We start from the raw sequence: 19,738 nt of genomic DNA, 5'->3' as shown, positions 1-19,738 counted from the left end.
TGCATTAATTATTTTCGTCCGTATGCACTTTTTCGGGTTTTCGCAACGGAACCCACCAGGAAACCAAAAAGGCCGGAATAGTAGAAACTAATACCCAGATAAAAAATTCCTTGTACCCCAGATGATCACTTAGCCAGCCACTGATCATCGAAGGAATCATAAATCCTAGATTGACAAGACCACTTCCAAAAGCGTAATGTGCCATTTTATATTTACCTGGGGCGATATTTTGCATGATAAAAAGAATAATTCCGATAAAGCCAAAACCATATCCAAAGTACTCGATGGCGACAGCAGTAGCGATGAGATAAAGGTTTGTCGGCAATGTAATCGCAAGAAATGCATAAGCTACAAATGGAATATTAAAGAAGGAACAAAGGATCATAAGTGTTCTCCGGTCTAAGCCCTTTTTGGATACAAAATGCCCTGCGACAATCGACCCCAACACAAAAGCTATGGCACCAAATACACCATAAAGCAATCCAATTTCCGAAGTACTGAGGCCAAGCCCACCTTCGGTACGTTGCGCTTTAAAAAATAAGGGGGTGATCTTAATAGCCTGCCCTTCAGCAAAACGATAAAAGACAATAAAAAGCAAACTAAACCAAATATTCTTTTTCTGAAAAAAAGTTATGATAACGTCTTTAAGCGTATCCATTCCTTCCTTTAAAGAAGTGGATTTGGGAGCTTCATCGTGAGCAGGTAAAGCACGTATACTGTACAATCCAATGCCCAACATAATAAATCCATAAGCAAACATCACCACCATCCACGCGGATTTAATGCCGATTTCCTGCTCCAATTGCCCCGCCAAATAAACGAGTACGCCGCCAGAAAACACTTTGGCGACATTATAGAAAGCACCTTGCCAGCCGACATATTTTGCCTGTTGTTTTGCATTCAGTTCATTCAAATATACCCCGTCGGCTGCGGTATCATGTGTGGAACCACTGAATGCAATCAGTGTCAATAAGGCGATGGAGAAGCTAAAAAAATGATCCAACTGCAGCGTAAGACCAAGCAGACCAAAGAGTAGCCCCGTGAGCAGCTGCGTGGTATAGACAAAAAATTTCTTGGTCTTATACAGTTCCAAAAAAGGTCCCCATAAGGGTTTTATTGTCCAGGGCAGCATAATCAATGAGGTCCAAAAAGCAATCTGTGCGTCCGATACCCCCAAATTTTTATACATAATGGAGCTCGCACCCGAAAGGGCAACAAAAGGTAGCCCCATGGCAAACCATGTTGTGGAGATCCAAAAAATAGGCGGAAGTGCCTTACGCCCTTTGCGAAGCTCCACCGTTTGTTCTAATAATTCATTCATTTTATGACTTCCAATAAAGTTTTAATCGGCTGCTCACGATCGTCAACAGCGCCACAATTCCGGTGAATAATACACCGCGCATCACTCCCCCAAAAGCACCCTGTGCCCCCATCTGATCAAGAGCGCTCTGTAATCCCGTAAGCGCCAATAGCGGGATCAACACTAGATTTCCTGCGGTATAGGCGACCATCGGATTTTTACCAACCAGTGCTATACCTTGAAACAGCGGTTTTCCAAAAGCAAGTTTCTCGATACAACACAGCATTGTTAGCGCATAACAGGCTAAGCCTGTACAGACAAAATAATAGCTGTATGTGGAATAATCCTTTTTTATTCCCCCTTCATACGCTTCGAAGATCAGTCCTAAAAAAAGCAGATAACTTCCGAGTACAGCCATTTTTGCCTGTAATGTCAGTGCTTCGCCCTTTCGAAAAATGCCTAAACAGAAGCATAGTGAAAAGATCAACATCAGGTTAAGTCCGATATTGATATCGAGATAACGCATATAGAGATTGAAGACATTCAGTCCAATCAGAAAGGCACAAAGCAAGCCTTGTAATGCCAGTTGAGACCGCTGCATGCTGGGTTTTTCAGCCAACGATGTATCAGCAATGATCCACTCGCCGACAACTGTCGCCGGAAGGATAATAAAGAGGTATTTGAGGTAATAAAATTGATAAAGCCAAGTCGCAGGGCTGAGTTTGTATATAAATTCGTTGATACTACCGACTTCTTTGGCTCCCAAAAAAACGCCCATAATAAATGGTAAAATCGCCATACGTAACCAGATGGATTTCGCCGTCAGCCACCACCATACTGTCCCAAACAAAGCCATATTGGCCAACACCAAGATAATAATATCTGTTTTCTGGAGGGTAAATCTATCCGTCTGTGCATACACCAGATATAGCATCCCTACAGATAGCAACAGGGCCACTACGTGAACACGTCTCGCGGTCCGCATCGGCAAATAGGACTTTAAATCTGCGTAAATTAAGAAGAGTAAGATAAAGCCGATGATAGACATCATATAGTGCGATGTACCAGGCTCAGAACGCATCACCCAAGCGCGCATATAAAAAGAAAATAAGGCAAAAAAGAATAAGGCAACAAAACGCTTAAAAATTGTACCCAAGATAGGCAAAGCGTTTAGGTTAGCCACTTTTTTCCGCATAGCCAATGGGATGGCCGCACCCATCGTAAAAAGGAAAATCGGAAAAACCAGATCTACCCAGGTTACACCTGCTACACTGGGATCAAATGCATGTTTTGGCGGTGGCACCTGTGCATGGTACATCCAAGCAGGCAGGTTTCCAAATGAAATGCTCGATGAAAGCACCATTAAAAGGATGGCAATTCCCCGCAGAACATCCAAACTATCGTTTCGCTGCTGTGGAGTCGCTGTAGAATTTGGTAAAATTGGTGTCATCTCGTTTTTCTATGCGTTCGGAAATCAATTTTTTGTTGCTATAAATTGGCCGGTAAAATCCACCGGCCGTTCAAACGGCTTTAGGATATGATCCAGCACAACCGCCACTTGAGCCCTTGTTAACACTTGATTTTCTTTTGCTGCAATGACGGACCTGATTTTATCTTTATTCAAAGTGGGGTCGACCTGGAGCAATAGCGCCGCAAAAAATTCTGCTGTCACATCGGCCCCCGAGCCAGCGACTTTATCGGCAACTGGATAATAACTACGCATACCATCGATCAGGTCTACTTCGCTTATGCGGTGTTCGGGATAGAACCAAGTCTGATTGGCCCATTTGTAGGGTACACCTCTTCCTTTAAGAATGCCAGTTGCTCCAACACGTTGGATTGCCTGAAACCAACTATCTTTTGGATCAACATCGATAAAGGGCATGAGATAGGCATGATTGTCCAAAAGTACTTGCTGTACCTCCCTTAATGAAAGATCTTTGGGAGTAACAGCTTGTTTTGCAGACAGCGCTGCCAGCACTCCAGCAGCTTGACCAATACCCAATACAACTGGCTGAAGGCGGGTGGCCCCAGCCACAATATTGCTCACACTGATGCTTTTTTCAGCAACAATAAAATCCGCTATTTTCTCAGGAATCAAACTTCCAAGGGGTACATTGTAGGATGGTACCCGAATCTTAACAAAATCAATTTTGGGTGCATCCGGGTTCTTCAGGTGATGATGATCGATGGTATAATCGCCTACTATCCCACCTGTGCGGTACAAAGGCAGCTCCTGCTGATAAGGACTCTGCACATAAGGCAATGTAAGCTGCACCAAGCCTTTAGCACGTCTAGACTCGCGATGATAAGCAATAAAGGGAAGTTTATCGGCCGTATCATATTCATCATCGGCAAGCCCCAAGTTTTTAAAACCCAGCTGACTTTGAAGATGATATACAAAACGTAAGGTATGATCTTTCGCCTTTTGCAATTCCACCGCCCTCGCCTTTGGCGACATCTCGATAATATTCAGGTAGATATCATTTCCGTCTTTAGGCCAGTTTATCATGTATTTTCCATTCGGCAATTTGCCATAGGTAATCATTTGATCACAATTGATGATAGGCGTATTGCTGTGTGAAGCAGGATCTTTAACATCACAGGCATGTTCAAACTCTTTAGGATCATAACCTTGAGGTTTCTTTAGCAATCTCTTTGGATCGGCACCATAGTCTTTCAGGATAGCGACATAAGTAAGGTCTTGAATTATTGAATTGGCCTTTTCGGGAGCAAATTCTTCTTTCGTATCGTAGCGGCTATCCATACCGATGCTGTAAGCAACACCCGCACGCGGCAAGAGATCCCCCAACTCCGTCGCATCGACTAAAATAGAAGCGCTTACGGTTTTCTTTTTCCCTTTCCGTTCAATGGCAACAGTCCAGCCTTTAGCCTGTTTTTTCAGATCTAAAAGGTTGCTTTTATACCAAACGGCAATATTTTTTTCGGCGCCAACCATTTTTTTTAGTATCTGGTTTCCTACCGAAGGCTCAAACAAGGTGTTACTTACCCAACCCGTTTCCACTGCCTTTGGACCACCATAATACGCATAAAGTTCTGCCCTAAATTCACCCCATATTCCCGAGGGCATACGATGGTTACCATCAATAGCCGACACTCCAGCCGACGTGAGCATACCGCCCAACCAGCCTGTCTCTTCTACGACAAGAACCTTACTTCCCAACCGCGCTGCCTGCAAAGCTGCCGCAACACCACTAGCACCGCCACCAACGATCAATACATCGTATGATGCTACAGTCTGCCCCTGCGAGGAGAGTGTGACAGAAATCAATAAAATAGAAAAAAAAGATTTAAACCAATTCATATGAAGTTAATTGCAGTAAATAATTTAAAAAATACGCGCCAAATACCGGCGTAAGAACCAGAGATACACTATTTTGTTGCCGGACTAAAGGATCAGTATAAGGTGAATAAAACATATAGGTTATCGATTAATGGATCAGACGATTAAAATAAGCGAAATGAACCGGAATGGTTTTGGCCCAGTAGCCAGAGGTATGAGCGCCGGGCTGCGCAATATAAGTCGATTTGATCTTGAGTACATCACAACTATCCCGAAGGGACTTATTGGCCCCATATAGATAATCTTCAGTACCACAATCAAAAATAAATGTCTTTTCACTCCCAGCGACCTTATGGACATTATGGATGACACTAAAACGATCGAATAATGGATTTTGATCGCTGTATTGACCTAAATGTTGGGCTAGACTTGTTTTCTTGAAAGCCGAATGTCTCAGATTGACAACTCCCGAACTGCTGCCAGCACTTTTAAAAAATGATGGATAGTTAAAAAAGAGCCAAAGTGCACCATGCCCCCCCATACTCACACCCGTAATAAATGAGTTTTCACGATCCGTATGATATTTATGCTGAATGTAGGGCATCAATTCCTCAGTCAGAAACTGTCCGAATTGAGAACCATCTTTTTGTGGACTGTCTAAAAACCAGCTCGTCCGAAGACCGTCAGGGCATACCACTACAAAGCCATATTGATCGCTCAATGCCTGAAAATCGACAAATTTTGAAAGACTTTTATAATTTGCCCCATGACTATGCAGCACATATACAACAGGTAAGGCTCGGTTGCCCGGCTTCATCTTTGGTATATAGACGTAGCCGGAATCTACTCCAGAAAGATGGGTAGATTTTAAAATGTACAGCTCTTGTCCTTTGGCCAACATTGTACCAATGGCACATAAAAGGCATATGATTAAACGCATGGATATAATTGAGTCAGTCTTTAGATTTATCTTGAAGCTAAATTAATAATAAAATTTACAATAAAAAAAGTATTTAATAATTTTTTTTATTTAATATAATCGCATTACGTTATTTTATAACGAAGTCAGTTTATCAATTCACCTTAAATAAAAAGAGCATTGGAAAAACTTCCAATGCTCTTTTAGCTTGATGATTTAAAACGCTAATTAAATCAACCAGCCTTCCTATTTCTTGTCACTTATTATGCCCTTATTTTACCAGACACTGTACCGTTGCTGTTTTTAGCCAAGGTGATGTGAACCTTATATCGACTTTGTCGCCAGATTGGCCCAATACTTGAACATAAGCAATCATCTTACCATGATATACCCGCTGTTTGTTATCAGTATAATCGCCCATGTCGGCATTATTTCCTGCTTCCATTCCCAGCAGTCGTGCATTTCCAATGAGGTCGCAGGTTACTTCATCTTCTGACAGTATGACGGGTTCATCGTTGGCATCTACCAACTGCAAGGCAATTTGAATGATTGCGCCCGATTTTATGTCTTGTTCTCCAAGAATGGTGGCATGAATAGCCGTGGGCCGTTGAGTTGATTGTATTGCATGACGGACGATCTCCTTTTTATCATTGTCTAAACCTACAACTTCCAATTTGCCCGAAGTATAGGGAATATCCCAAAAGATAATACCTGTTTTCTCATCATATTTCTTTTCTTCGCCAACAAGCTTACCATTGAGTTCCAATCGTGCCTGCGCACTATTAGTATAGCAAACGACCCGAATTTGTTGTCCCTCTTGATAATTCCAAATTGGCCAAGCGTCCATAGAAGGGGCTTCATTCTTGCGCTGTCCTTCCTCCGACTCCAATGCCGACCACACATCGGTTGCTCCTGCCCCTCCTTTCAATGGATAAGTACCTAAGTAAGCCATAGGTTTATCCGACCACAGCGATTGGCGATAATAACCTCTCGGTTTGACAAATCCCGCAAAATCCAGCAGTCCCGAATAGAATCCCCGGGAAGGCCAACGTCCGGATTCGCCGAGATAATCGATTCCTGTCCATAGAAATTGACCAAAAATATGCGCATTGTCACGTACCGCTAACCAAGCAGAAAGATCATGTCTATTTTCGCTGCCGAAAATAACGCGCTCGGGAAAGCGTTGATGATCCAGTTGATAACGGCTTTCTGTATAATTGTATCCAGCGATGTCAAGTGCGCCTGGATAGGCGGTTTCGTTAGACATTGCTACACCTGCAAGCCCTGCTGTAACCGCTCTGCTTTTATCGTATTTTTTTACAACCGCGACCAAGCGTTTGGCAATATCACCCAACCGCATCGCATCGGGTGCATCCTTTTTGTAGCCCCCATACGAAGCTTGTGTAAAGCCACCCTCTTTCTTTTCTCCGTTAAGAATAGGATGTGAGTAAGGATCATTTGGATAATCCACTTCATTGCCTATACTCCACGCAAAAATCGAAAGGTGATTGCGATCTCTTTTGACCATGTCAGCAAGATCCTGCTCTCCCCAAGATTCAAAAAAGTCGTATGATCCTTCGAAGCCGGGCGTACCAAAATTCCAGCCCTGCAACCATTTTCTTTTTGGAAATTCCCATTCATCAAAAGCTTCATCCATCACCAAAAGACCAAGCTCGTCACATAGTGCATACAACGAAGATGCCTGCGGATTATGACTTGTACGAATAGCATTGACTCCCAGTGATTTTAAGGTTAGGAGACGTCGACGCCATACTTCTGGATACACTTCAGCTCCCAATACTCCAGCGTCGTGGTGCAAACACACTCCTTTTACCTTCATCCACTCTCCATTTAAAGCAAACCCTTTGTTGGCATCGAACGTAAATGCTCTGAAACCAGTCTTCACCTCCGACCGATCGATCTGCTGTCCATTTTGCGTCACAATTGTCCGTAAGGTATATTGTTGGGGTTGATCCAAACTCCATAGTTTGGGGTTCGACACGGTCAACTGCTGTTGTACGGTTGCCTTATCAGTGGCACCGACCTGTACTTTTTGCGTTTTTTTTGCGACAATACGGCCTGTCATGTCAATCAACTGCTGCTCGACTGCAACTGCAGAAGATGCTGCAGCGCTATTGACCACAGTTACTTCGGTATTTAAAATTCCCTTTCCACCTTTCATTTCTGGATAGGCGTACACCCCCCATTGGTCGATATGCAGCGGATTGGCCTTAACAATCCATACATCCCGATAGATTCCAGACCCTGTATACCACCGCGAATCGGCGCTTTGGCTATGGTCTACCCTAACGGCTATGGTATTTTCTTTGCCAAACTCAATAAATGGCGTAATATCGTAAGAAAAGGACACATAACCATTAGGCCTTTTGCCAACAGATTTACCATTGATAAAGACTTCACTTCGGTTGTACACTCCCTCAAAATAGATAAAAATCTTTTTACCCTGATCGTCTGCGGGTATAGTCAATTGTTTGCGGTACCATCCTATGCCGCCGGGCAAATATCCTGTCGCGCTGGCTAAATTAGGACTTAACGGGTATTTTACACTCCAATCATGAGGCAAACTCACCTGTTGCCATCCAACGCGATTCATTTCCGTTCCCGCTTTTATCTCCATGTCCCCAAAATGGAAGCGCCAGTCTGAGTTTACGCGTTCGGCGATGCCAAACCCGGGCTGTGCATATAGGTTATTGATACCTATATAGCTGGAGATCGCTAACACGGCCAACTTTCTTATTATTCTTTTCATTTTAATTATATGTAGATTTGGTTTAGTGATTAAAGCGTGGGAACTACTGGTATTACATGGCCCTCATCGTCGAAATACAACCGATCCATACACACCTCGCGATTAAATCCTGCAGCGTCACCCATTTCGATGCCTTTGGGATAATTAAAACGATGGTAAACAATATACCATTCATCTTTTCCTGGAATCTGCAAAATAGAATTATGTCCTGTTCCATATATCCCCTTTGCAGGATCTTTTTGTAAGACTAGATTATTTTCAGGAACAGTGATCGGTCCATCGGGGGAAGTGGCTGTTCCATAACGTACCCGATAATTTTCACTCCGTGTATCGTCTTCTGACCAAAAGAAATAATAGCGGCCTTTACGGTAGACTACATATGCACCTTCGCGAAACGTCTTATCAGGAGTTATGACTTTTACAGTGTTTTTCTTGATACTAACCATATCCTTGTTGAGTTCAGCTACCGCTAGATAGCCATTTCCCCAATATAGGTAGCTTTTCCCAGATTTTGGATCGTTAAACGCTGCTGGATCTATCTCCTGACCACCTTTTACACCTTCAGGTTTAAAATCTATCAATGGCTTTCCCGAATCCTTAAAAGGCCCTGTCGGCAAATCTGCTACCGCAACGCCTATCTTTTGCGCCGCCGTGAAATAATAATAGTATTTATAGTCGTTCTTAACTTTCTTTTCCGTAATTGTTGGTGCCCACGCATTTCTAGGTCCCCAGGCAACATCTTCTTTCAGGTCCAAAATCACCCCCTCGTCTTTCCACTTACTGAGGTCCGGGGACGAAAAGGTCTTAAAATAATAGCCGCCCCAACCGTCAAAACCATCGCTCGTAGGGTAAATGTAGTATTTTTTGGTTTTATTGGAATAGAGTACATCCGGATCAGCATAAAAACCATCCAAAACTGGATTCTTTCTAAATGTGAATTGCATGTCTTTTGGTTTTCCCCATTTGCTGGTCAGATCAATTAGTTCTTGTCTGGAAACGGGGATAATGGTACCATGTCTTGGATGGAAATCCATATCAATTTCATGATCAATAACTTTAAAACGATCAAGATCATCAGAGATGCAAAATTGATATTTTCCTTTGCCATATACATCATACATAAGGATGTATTTGTCGGACTGATTGATCTTAAAGACGCTAGATCCTTCCACAGCATCGTTCGTCTGCTGTTTATACCCTGGCTGTTCAATCCATTTTCCTGATGTCAGTGAGTCTGTTATCGCTAGTTTGATACCATTGCCGTGACCTTCAGTCTTATAGAAGAGGTAGAATAGACCATTCTTTTTAATAATATCACCATCAATACAAGATTTACCGTTTTTCGGCAGAAAAAGTACTTTAGGATCAGACTCAAAATCGGTAAACTCCTTATTAGCATAAGCGTAATAAATGATATCGGGATCGTTTCCATGCTGCATAGACCAATACACCATATATTTTCCTACCGAAGGATCAAATATTGTCTGCGGTGCCCACACCCTTTTCAAGGCTTCCTGGCCTTTAAAGCGCAGCTGAATGTCGATTGTTTGATGCGACCAATGCACAAGGTCTTGGGACTTCAACAAGACCATTCCGCGGTTGGAGTCCCAGCCTTTGGAGGAGGTCATGTCAGTCAGTACCATATAAAATGTTTTCCCATCGTCGCCACGAAGAATATGCGGGTCTCTTACACCACCAGTTTTACTGATAACCTTTGAGTCTAAGATGGGTTGATTATCGTTTAGAGCCCTATATGTATAGCCATCAGTGCTAATCGCAAAACACACAGCCTCATCAGCTACAGCGTTCCCTTTAAAATAGGCGAATAGATAACCGGCAAAATCTTTTTCTGCTGGGCCATACTTGTATTCTTGTGCGTAAACTGCCGCCGCAACATTCATCAATAAAAATGTAATAAGTGTTAATCGCATGGAGTATTTGATTTATTAAAGGTTTTTTTATTTCTCAAAAACATCCTCTTGACTCTTATTAAAGAACCAAGAGGATGAATAACTTACGTAAACAAATATGCTAATTAATAGCCAGGATTTTGCTCCAATTGTCCATTCGACGATAATATCTCAGAACGTGGAATCGGTAGCCAATAGTGCTTTTCTTCAAATCGGCGTCCTGAAAGCGCTTCCTTGCGTGTATACGTAAAACCCTCACCATTTTTATCTATAGTCACGCCATAAGCAGGGATATTTTCTGTTACCATCGCAATCTTCCATCTTCTGACATCGTAAAAACGATGTTCTTCAAACGCTAACTCAACTCTGCGCTCGTAACGCACTTGCTTTCTAAACTCATCTTTCGACTGTCCCATAGGAATTTCGGGCATATCGACAGATGGCCGTGTTCTAACCAAATTTAAAGCCTGTCGCGCTGTTAAGCTACCACCAGCAGGTAACACATCTGGACCGTAAGCTTCATTTGCTGCTTCTGCAAAATTCAAAAGGATTTCTGCATAGCGGAAGTAATTCCACGGTTGAAATCCCGCATTACCCCAAGGATTTTGAAGCGGATAGGCATCGTTCATAAATTTACGCAGATAGTATCCGGTTTTAGAAGTATTCCAGTTGTCACTTCCTTGCGGACTATCTTGCCCCTTTGGTATATATGTTTCCACTGCCCTACCCCTGTATAAAGCGCCATTATATAAAATAGTCGCGTCAAAACGGGGGTCGCGGTTAACATAAGGATTTTTCGGATCGTAACCTGAAGCCGTGTTGACGGTGCCGTCCTCATTGAAAGGGGCTTTTCCATTTTTCATTTCATAGGCATCGACCAAGTTTTGGTATGGTGTATTTCCGCCCCATCCGCCATAGCCATTCGGTCCGTTGGCAATTTCGAGGTGCACGTGATTGGCATTTTTGGTATAGTATCTTGCAAAAATAGTTTCTGGATTTCGGTCTGTTAAAAACAACGATTGGTATCCGCCCGTGTATAGCTTGTACTTATTTAGGGCGATCACCTCCTGAGCTGCCTGGGCAGCGGCCGCCCAATTTCCGACATTATACAATGGACTTGCAGCATACAAAAGTAATCTCGATTTTAAAGCCATGGCTGCAGCCTTTGTGGCCCGTCCAGCGACCCAGGTTTTGTCGTTATTTTCAGCAGGCAGCTTTTCAATCGCTTCATTCAATTCTTTGATCACATAATCCATACCTTCTTGCATGGATTTTCGCTCAAAAAGACTTGCTTTGGTTAGATCATCCTTCAATCCATATACTGTATCTCCCACCAACACAACGCGTCCAAAATTTCGAATGAGATCATGATACCTAAATGCTCTTATAAATTGAAGTTCGCCTTCCAATTGGCGCTTATGCAACGTACTCATCTGTATATTAGCCAATACTTTTTTAGCGTAATTGCACTCGCGGATACTTCGGTAGCTACGCGCCCAAAGCGATCCGGCGGCACCTAAATTTTCTGGAGACAATTGTCCCCGGGTAATAAGCCAGGTATTATCATCATTGGTATACATGGATTCGTCTGTGAGAGAAGACCACAGCGCATATTCAAATCCGCGACCGAAGCCTGGATTAGTACCATCTGCCTCATTTGATATTATTTTCTCGCCAATATATCTATTGATGACAAAGGCTTCTAAAACGGCTGTATCTGTTTCAATAGCTTCTGTAGAAATACGATCAGTTGCTGTAACGTCCAAAAGGTTTTTGTTGCAAGCCGAAAAGATAGTCGTTCCCAAAGCCAAGGGCAGGAAATATTTACTTAAAGATTTCATCTGTTATGTTCCTCCTTAGAATTTTAAATTTACACCTACATTAATAATTCGTTGCTGCGGATAAAATTGTCCGCTGCCGCTACTTCCCTCTGGATCATAATCTTTGACTTTTGTCCAAGTCAACAGATTGAATCCATTCGCGTAGAAGCGCAGTCCACCCAGTTTCCATCGCGAAAGAACCTCATGTGGCAGTGTATACCCTATTTCAACATTTTTCAAACGCAGAAAGGAAGCATTATTCAACCAAAAATTATTTCCATACAGCCCTCCGCTGACCGCAGAAGAAGCACGTTCGGGAACCATTGGATATGTGCCATTCGGGTTATTAACGGCATTAAATCGGTTGTCGGCCCAACTGCTGTAGAAGTTTCCTACCGTACCAGATTCGGGAAGTACATGTTGGCTAACCCTGGCTTGCCCAGAAAATAATACTGCTGCATCAAAGTTTTTATAAGCCGCATTTAAGCTAAAACCATAGGTGATCTGTGGTATATTTCCATACTTTGTCCGCAGCATATCATCTGCGGTAATCTTACCATCTTGATTATAATCCTCGAAAATTAAATCGCCTATTTGCGCACCGGGAGCTTGCGGAGATCCTTTAAGATCTGCCTCATTTCTATTTAATCCAATAGCATTATAGAGCAGATAAGTTCCCAAAGGTCGTCCTGTCTGACGTTGGTAATCTAATGTCCCACTTGCCTCGTCAATAAAGATAATTTTACTCTTAGCAAAGGTAAAATTACCCGACATTCCCCAGCTAAATTCTCCCGGTTTTTGATAAGACAGTGTTCCTTCAAATCCTTCGCTATTCACCCTGCCAATATTCTCCGAAGGGACTAATGGTTTGGAACTACTCTCTTTATAGGGATTGACAATACCTGAAACTCCCGGAATCGATGCATTTCGTTCGGTCAGAATATCTGATCTCTTTTGTTTGAAATAAATGGCCTCTAGTGTAAAATTCTTGAGAAATTGTGCGTTTAGTCCGACGTCAAGCTTCTTCGATACTTCCCAAGTGATATCAGGATTGGCTAATTTCGCTAATTTAACATTCGGCTCGATCTGACTTTTTTCATTTAAAAGTGCTACTAATCCATTTCCCACGAGTGTATAATTATCAAAATATTGGAATGCATCCACATTATCGTTTCCAAGGCTACCGTAAGAAGCTCTCAGTTTTAAATCATCTAAAAATCCAATCTTGTCGGAAAACCAATCTTCTTTGCTGATTCGCCATCCAGCGGACACGGAAGGGAAGTACCCCCAACGCTTATTTGAAGGAAAAATTGACGAACCATCAGCCCTGAGCTGTCCTTCAAACAAATACTTTTCGCTATAATTATACGCTATACGGCTAATGATACTTTTACGGGTGTAATTGTTGCTATATCCGGAGTTGAGATAATCTGTAGCAGCGGATCCACCTTGGGATAATTCGGGCAATTGCGTAGATAGATAATTGAAACGCTGTGCATCGAAATACTCCAAATGTCGTTTACTCTGCTCATATCCTACAAAGGCATTGATAGCATGATCTCCAAATTTTCGTTCGAAATTCAACTTAATATTACTTGTAATCAACGACTCGTTCGTATGCGACTCAGTCAGTGTAGCTTTATTATTGTTTCCGCCAACAATCGACTCCTCATAGCTATTTTTCTCTTGATTGTAATTATTTAAAACATACGGAACACTAAAATTCTTACTAAAATTTGTGGATTTATCTATTGAAAGAAAACCATCTACAGATAATCCTTCTACCCAAGGAAGTTGATAACTCGCTTTGAGGATACCGTTAAACACCTGCTTGGGATTGACAACAGTGCCACCTATATCTGTCACCATTAAAGCTGGATTAGAGCCTTCGATGCCCCGTGTAGGCAAGCCATTCGGATAATATGCACTTACTGTAGGGTAAGCACGGTAGATCGAACGGAAAATATCTCCTGCCGACGCTATCGGGAATTTGCGGTCTTCTTGTCTGCCCGAAAGCGATAGGCCAACTTTAAATCGATCGGTTATATTGGCCTCCAGGTTTGTTCTAAAATTATATTGCTTATATTTCGTGACACCTTTTTTGTAGATCCCGTCTTGATAGACCGAGCCTAAGGACATAAAATAGCGGACATCCTCCGTCCCCCCTGCAATAGATAGATTTTGTTGACTTTGTAAGGCGGTATTTTTCAGGGCGACATCAGCCCAATTGGTATTCGGATACAATAAAGGATCGGAACCATCCCTAAACTTCTGGATCTGCTCTTCTGAATAGATTTGGTTCATCCCAGCTGAAGAACTGTTACCATAGGCGATTTCGTTTCGCAATAGCGCATATGTTGCCGCATCCGCCATTTTGGGCAATCTCGTTGGTGAACTAAATCCAAGATTCCCGCTATAGGTGATGGATGGCTTACCACTCTTTCCGCGTTTGGTGGTTACTAAAATTACTCCGTTAGCAGCCCTATTTCCGTAAATTGCAGCGGAAGCATCTTTCAAAACCGAGATACTTTCAATATCGTTGGGGTCTAGGCGCTCCAGACCACCTATCTGCCCCGGCACTCCATCGACAACAACCAACACGTCATTACTACCTGTTGTCGCTTGGCCCCGCACCGTGATTGATGAACCATCGTATCCAGGCTCTCCGCTACGATTGTTGATCACCACTCCCGAAAATCTTCCAGCTAAAGAGTTGGACAGATTTGGCTGCGGACTTTTTACGAGATCTTTTCCTTTTACTTCTGAAATGGATCCCGTTAACGTCGCCTTTCGTTGCGTACCGTAACCTACAACGACGACATCTTCCAATACATGTTCATCACGTTCTAACTGAATAGTTAAATTTGACTTTCCATCCAATGGAATTTTTAAAGTTTTATACCCGACAAATGATACGACGAGAATACCTTTATTGGCATTGAGTTCAAACTTACCTGACATGTCTGTCTTCGTCCCTTTACCCGCCCCCTCGACGATAACACTTGCGCCAAGAATCGGTTCGTTTGATTTGTTCAAAACCTGCCCCGTAATTTTCCCTTGTTGTGCGTATACCAATGTTGGCGCAACGCTCAACAGGGTATAAAGAGAAACAATTTTTAGGTTGTTCATAAAGTAATTATGCTAATTAAACAGTAAAAAATATAATCAGGTCAGAATAGACAAAAAGATGTCGCACCATGGTTTATATTGGTTATATCAGCGGCATCGCTGCCCTTCCTCCCTAGATTTATAATTGAATTATAAGCCAAACTTAGCGAGTTTTACCGCACCAAAACATATATAAATCCGTCAAAAAACATACAATATTCGGTCAAAATCACTGATTAAAGACTCTTAGAGCGTATTCTTTGGCCAATGGAAGTTATTTCCCCTTCCCATCTGATTTTTGGTATTCGGACGGAAGTTTGCCAAATTCTTCTTTAAAACATTGACGAAAATAGATAGCACTATTGATACCGACCAAGAAGGAAACTTCAGTCACATTATGATTCCCGGAACGAAGCAGTTCGGCTGCCTTATGTATCCGGATCTTACGTACCAGTTGGTTGATATTCTTCCCCGTAATCCCTTTAAGTTTCCTATACAGTGTGGACTGGCTCATATTCATCCGTTCTGCTAGCGTAGCGGCGTCCAAAACTTCATCCTGCATATGCTCTTCTACAATAGTGATAAAATCCTGAACGAATGTATTCTCACGCCATAAATTATCTTTTTCAATCATTTCACCTTTTAGTTCCGGCGGATTATCCGATTTTATCTTTTGCAATACAACGGCGTTCATTATTTTTTGCTTCTGCAAAAGATTTTCAATACGTTTCAACAAAAGCATGCTCCCAATGGGCTTAGTCAGATAAGAATCAATCCCAAGCTCATAACCACGTTGTCTATCCAAATCGGTATCTCTTGCAGTTAATAAAATGATTGGGATATGACTTGTCACCCGCTCTGCTTTGAGCTTTTCAGCCAAAAGAAACCCGTCCATATCGGGCATCATGACATCACTTAACACTAAATCAGGAACGACAGCTTGAGCACGCTCAAATCCTATAGCTCCATTTTCGGCCGTCAGTACATCATAATGATTGCTTAACACCTTCACCATGTATTCGCTCAAATCCACATCATCCTCAACCAAGAGTATCAGCGGACGAATAGGATCAAGCGAAGGACGACTTTCTTCCACACTTAACGCTGGTTCTTCAGATTTTTTAGAGACCACTCGATTTAATAAAAATCGGACTGAAACTGTTGTCCCAACACCTTCCTTACTTACTACGCCTATTTTTCCTTGGTGAATTGCTGTTAACTCCTTAACTAAGGCTAGACCTATTCCTGTACCTTGAACTCCAACTTTGGAGATTTGATAAAATTTTTCAAAAATTCGTTCAATATCCTTAGCAGGAATACCACAACCAGTATCTTCTACCGTTAATACCGTCCAGTTGGCAAGATTGGTTTCCTCATATTTGAGACTCAATCTGATATAACCTGCATCTGTATATTTATAGGCATTTGATAAAAGATTATCAACAATCAATTGCATAATTTCGGCATCAAACAGCGTACGAGTTTCAACTTCGGGAAAATCCGATAGTATTTGAAGTCGCGGCTTAGTGTTTAGCGTTTTATATTTATGAATGATGTCGTTGAGCAAGTCACGTAAAGATCCGGATTCAAGTACCAAAGGTTTAAATTGTGATTCCACTTTGCGAAACTCCAAAAGCTGATTCACCAACGTAAAAAGTCTATTTGCACTTTTCTGTACAGTCTGAACCAAACTTCTATTTTTTGCTGACAGCTCCCCTTCGTGTGATAAATCATCCAGAGGCCCTAAAATAAGTGTCAATGGTGTACGGAGCTCATGCGTAATTCGCGTATAAAAATTCATCCGCTCCGAGTGCAGCTGCTCATCCTGTTGATGTTGCCTCTCTTTAAGTTTCAATTCGGTTTCCGCTTTCATTCTTTTGAAGTAAAAGAATATGAGTGTATAAACGATAAGCAGTATCAGAATCAAATAAACTATTTTAGCGCCTAAACTTAAATATATCGGCGGTGCGATCTTAATAAGCAGTCGTTCATATGTCTTGGACCATTGCCCATTCTTCATCCGCGTCCGTATCAACAATTCATGATCCCCATATGGAATATTCCGAAAATCTAGATTCGTCTCGTTCCCAAGGAAGATCCAATCATTGTTGAGTCCTTGTAGTTGATAACTGAATTCAACCAATCCATCCAACGCAACATCCATTACGGCAAGTTCGACACGAAAGCTATTCTCCTTATAGTTGAGGTTAATCTCATTTTTAGGCGAGGGGTATTCGTCTTGTTGGGTATTTGATTCGCCGGATCTAAAAACAATAAATCGGCTTACCCGGACAGGCGATAACGGTAGATTTGAGGGGATCTCATTCGGATCAAAATAACAGATTCCGTCTTGCATTCCAAAGAACAGCCTATTTTTCAAATCTTTTCCCACGCTACCATTAATAAACCCGCCAAGTGGTAGGCCAAATGACTGATCATATTGTAGAAAGCGCTTTTCTAAAGGTAGGAACCTGAGCATTCCAGACTTCGTCGAACACCAAATGTGACCATTCTGATCCTCCGCAAGACCATTGATAAACAGCCAGGCATTGCCGCCAGGAACGGACAATATTTTTAAGTCTCCAATTTTTTTCTGAGACTCCTGCAGTGCTAAACCTTGGTTTGTTGCCACCCAAATGTTATTATTCCTATCACGCAAGAGATAGTTGATGGTATTATTTCGTAACCCATTCTCACTATCCATTTTTCGAATTAATTGATGATTGCTGTTGTAGATATAGAGGCCTTGTCCATAGGTGCCTACCCACATATTGTGCTGCCCGTCCTCGACTAGCGCCCTAGGCGCATAGTCACCTAACATAGGGTTATTAATCAGTATTTTTTCTACAGTATGTTTTATGGGATCATATATAAATATACCTTGATATCCAGCAATCCAAATTCCTCCGCGGTGATCTTCATAAATTGCACGGACTTCTGTAACGCGCTCTCCAAGATCAATTTCATGCCATGCGGACGAGCCAGCATATCTAACAGCTACTCCACCTTTCCGCAAACCTGCCCAAACATGTTTATTGTGATCGCTAAAAGCAGTCAATATAAAATCGTCCGGGCTGCCTTCCTTATGCGTTATCTGTTTGTTCAAACGACCATCTTTGTCCATCTCAATAATACCCGATCCTTCTGTTGTTAGCCAAATTGTTTGGCTATCGCGAACGATGATATTACTTACTGTTGCTAGGCGATCAGGCAGCGTATTTTCTTCGGGGAATACATTAAAAAAAGGGCGTATATGATTTATAACACCAACACCTCCACCATATAACCCAAGCCAAACATTCCCAAATCGATCTGCTACAATACGTTGGACCATTGCATTATTGCCCTTTCCCAAATCCATAGTTTTTAGCTCTTTAACACCCGAGATTTGCTGATCAAAACCATATGCTGGTTGAAAAAGAAAAAGCTGAGAAGATTCAGCCCCGATCCAAATCGTATTTCCGATTTCCTCAATCGTATATACAAATGGTTCATTTCCATTTTTTGATGCTACGGCCAACGGTATGTGCATAATTTCACCTGTTGAAGGAGAATAGACAGCAAGCCCTTTTCGGGTACCTATCCAAATGTTATCGAAACGATCACAAAACAAAGCTTTCACTTCGTTATCAGGCAATTGCCCATTTGTATTTTGAACAGTCAATCTTTTGGAAGATTGACTAATAGGATTAAATATGGTCACCCCTTCATTTACATGACCAATATAAAGTGTCCTGTTTCTATCTTCAGCCAACGACCAGATACTATTTTCGGGAAGACCAGGCAAACTCTTTTTATTGAAACAGCGAAATTCTTCCTTTGTGATGTCAAAATACTGTAATCCCTGATGGTAAGTTGCCAACCATAGATTGCCGTCCGCACCTTTGATCATGTCCGTAATATCGTTGGTGGCGATAGACTTCGGATTATTCGAATCGTGCGTATAATAACTGAATTTATTGGTCTTCAGATCGAGAACATTGAGCCCATTGGCACGCGTACCTATAAAAACTTTTTTATTATCGTACAGTAAGGTATTGATTTCATTACTATTGATAAACAAGCCTTCCGGTTTCTCCAAAGCGTAATAGCTCTTAAATGCTTTTCCTGCAAATCGATTTAAACCAAGCTCTGTCGCTATCCACATAAATCCTTCATCATCATGAACAAGGTCCAAGACCTGTTGATTGGTCAGACCATCTTGAATAGAAAAAAAATGAGCGCGACTAGGCTGCGCAAAAACTTGGCTCAAGTGCCACAGAAAAATAACGACAAATAGCAAATTTTTCATAGATACAACATTCACAACACCATAAAATCTAACGTCACATTAGCCACAGTTTACTTTCAATTGGGATACACTGCGCCAAGTCAGGAAACAGTACATTATCAAATAGTAAACAGGTTAAAATATCAAAAATAGGGTGTATTACACAATATTTCCTCGTCCAAAGGTTATTTCAGCGCTAAATATACTACATTATTCATAAATGTCGGTCAAACAGTTATAAACAGAAATTAATCGTATTAGCAACAGTAAGTGAAGCGTTTTGCGATCGAATACCTGAAATATTGGTATATTGCAGCTCATTCTAACATACTTGTGG

The 19,738-nt window shown here is 41.8% G+C and carries 9 protein-coding genes; all 9 read right to left on the bottom strand.

Going from position 1 to position 19,738, the window contains the following annotated elements:
* Window positions 1–4: 4 nt before the first annotated feature.
* The gene (locus B3E00_RS06975) at window positions 5–1,321 is read right to left on the bottom strand and encodes an MFS transporter (RefSeq protein WP_209574917.1); all 1,317 of its coding nucleotides are present in this window, start codon (window positions 1,319–1,321) and stop codon (window positions 5–7) included.
* 1 nt (window position 1,322) lies between these two features.
* Window positions 1,323–2,750, bottom strand: a complete 1,428-nt coding sequence (locus tag B3E00_RS06970) for a DUF5009 domain-containing protein (protein ID WP_209574919.1) — start codon at window positions 2,748–2,750, stop codon at window positions 1,323–1,325.
* A gap of 24 nt (window positions 2,751–2,774) precedes the next feature.
* Window positions 2,775–4,625, bottom strand: a complete 1,851-nt coding sequence (locus B3E00_RS06965; RefSeq protein WP_209574921.1) for an FAD-dependent oxidoreductase — start codon at window positions 4,623–4,625, stop codon at window positions 2,775–2,777.
* Window positions 4,626–4,752: 127 nt separating this feature from the next.
* Window positions 4,753–5,544: an alpha/beta hydrolase gene (locus B3E00_RS06960; RefSeq protein WP_209574922.1), complete on the bottom strand. Its 792-nt coding sequence runs from the start codon at window positions 5,542–5,544 to the stop codon at window positions 4,753–4,755.
* A 250-nt stretch (window positions 5,545–5,794) separates the two neighbouring features.
* Entirely contained in the window at window positions 5,795–8,293 is a 2,499-nt protein-coding gene (locus B3E00_RS06955; protein ID WP_293937832.1) for a sugar-binding domain-containing protein, read from the bottom strand.
* Between the two features lie 29 nt (window positions 8,294–8,322).
* Entirely contained in the window at window positions 8,323–10,224 is a 1,902-nt protein-coding gene (locus B3E00_RS06950) for a family 43 glycosylhydrolase (RefSeq protein WP_293937830.1), read from the bottom strand.
* 104 nt (window positions 10,225–10,328) lie between these two features.
* The gene (locus B3E00_RS06945) at window positions 10,329–12,044 is read right to left on the bottom strand and encodes a RagB/SusD family nutrient uptake outer membrane protein (protein WP_209574928.1); all 1,716 of its coding nucleotides are present in this window, start codon (window positions 12,042–12,044) and stop codon (window positions 10,329–10,331) included.
* Between the two features lie 15 nt (window positions 12,045–12,059).
* Window positions 12,060–15,152 (bottom strand): SusC/RagA family TonB-linked outer membrane protein, encoded by a 3,093-nt coding sequence (locus tag B3E00_RS06940; RefSeq protein ID WP_293937828.1) that lies wholly within the window; start codon window positions 15,150–15,152, stop codon window positions 12,060–12,062.
* 253 nt (window positions 15,153–15,405) lie between these two features.
* A complete protein-coding gene (locus B3E00_RS06935; RefSeq protein WP_293937826.1) occupies window positions 15,406–19,422 on the bottom strand; it encodes a hybrid sensor histidine kinase/response regulator transcription factor in 4,017 nt (1,338 codons plus the stop codon).
* Between the last annotated feature and the right edge of the window lie 316 nt (window positions 19,423–19,738).

The organism is Sphingobacterium sp. UBA5996, from assembly GCF_002429765.1.
In the GTDB taxonomy this organism is placed as follows: Bacteria; Bacteroidota; Bacteroidia; order Sphingobacteriales; family Sphingobacteriaceae; genus Sphingobacterium.
Note: the sequence above shows the minus strand (reverse complement) of the source record. Positions and strands in the feature narration are given on the sequence as shown.

Bases quoted from the DNA above. Each gene is read 5' to 3' on its own strand.
- B3E00_RS06975 (WP_209574917.1), bottom strand. From the start codon at position 1,321: ATGAATGAATTATTAGAACAAACGGTGGAGCTTCGCAAAGGGCGTAAG.
- B3E00_RS06970 (WP_209574919.1), bottom strand. From the start codon at position 2,750: ATGACACCAATTTTACCAAATTCTACAGCGACTCCACAGCAGCGAAAC.
- B3E00_RS06965 (WP_209574921.1), bottom strand. From the start codon at position 4,625: ATGAATTGGTTTAAATCTTTTTTTTCTATTTTATTGATTTCTGTCACA.
- B3E00_RS06960 (WP_209574922.1), bottom strand. From the start codon at position 5,544: ATGCGTTTAATCATATGCCTTTTATGTGCCATTGGTACAATGTTGGCC.
- B3E00_RS06955 (WP_293937832.1), bottom strand. From the start codon at position 8,293: ATGAAAAGAATAATAAGAAAGTTGGCCGTGTTAGCGATCTCCAGCTAT.
- B3E00_RS06950 (WP_293937830.1), bottom strand. From the start codon at position 10,224: ATGCGATTAACACTTATTACATTTTTATTGATGAATGTTGCGGCGGCA.
- B3E00_RS06945 (WP_209574928.1), bottom strand. From the start codon at position 12,044: ATGAAATCTTTAAGTAAATATTTCCTGCCCTTGGCTTTGGGAACGACT.
- B3E00_RS06940 (WP_293937828.1), bottom strand. From the start codon at position 15,152: ATGAACAACCTAAAAATTGTTTCTCTTTATACCCTGTTGAGCGTTGCG.
- B3E00_RS06935 (WP_293937826.1), bottom strand. From the start codon at position 19,422: ATGAAAAATTTGCTATTTGTCGTTATTTTTCTGTGGCACTTGAGCCAA.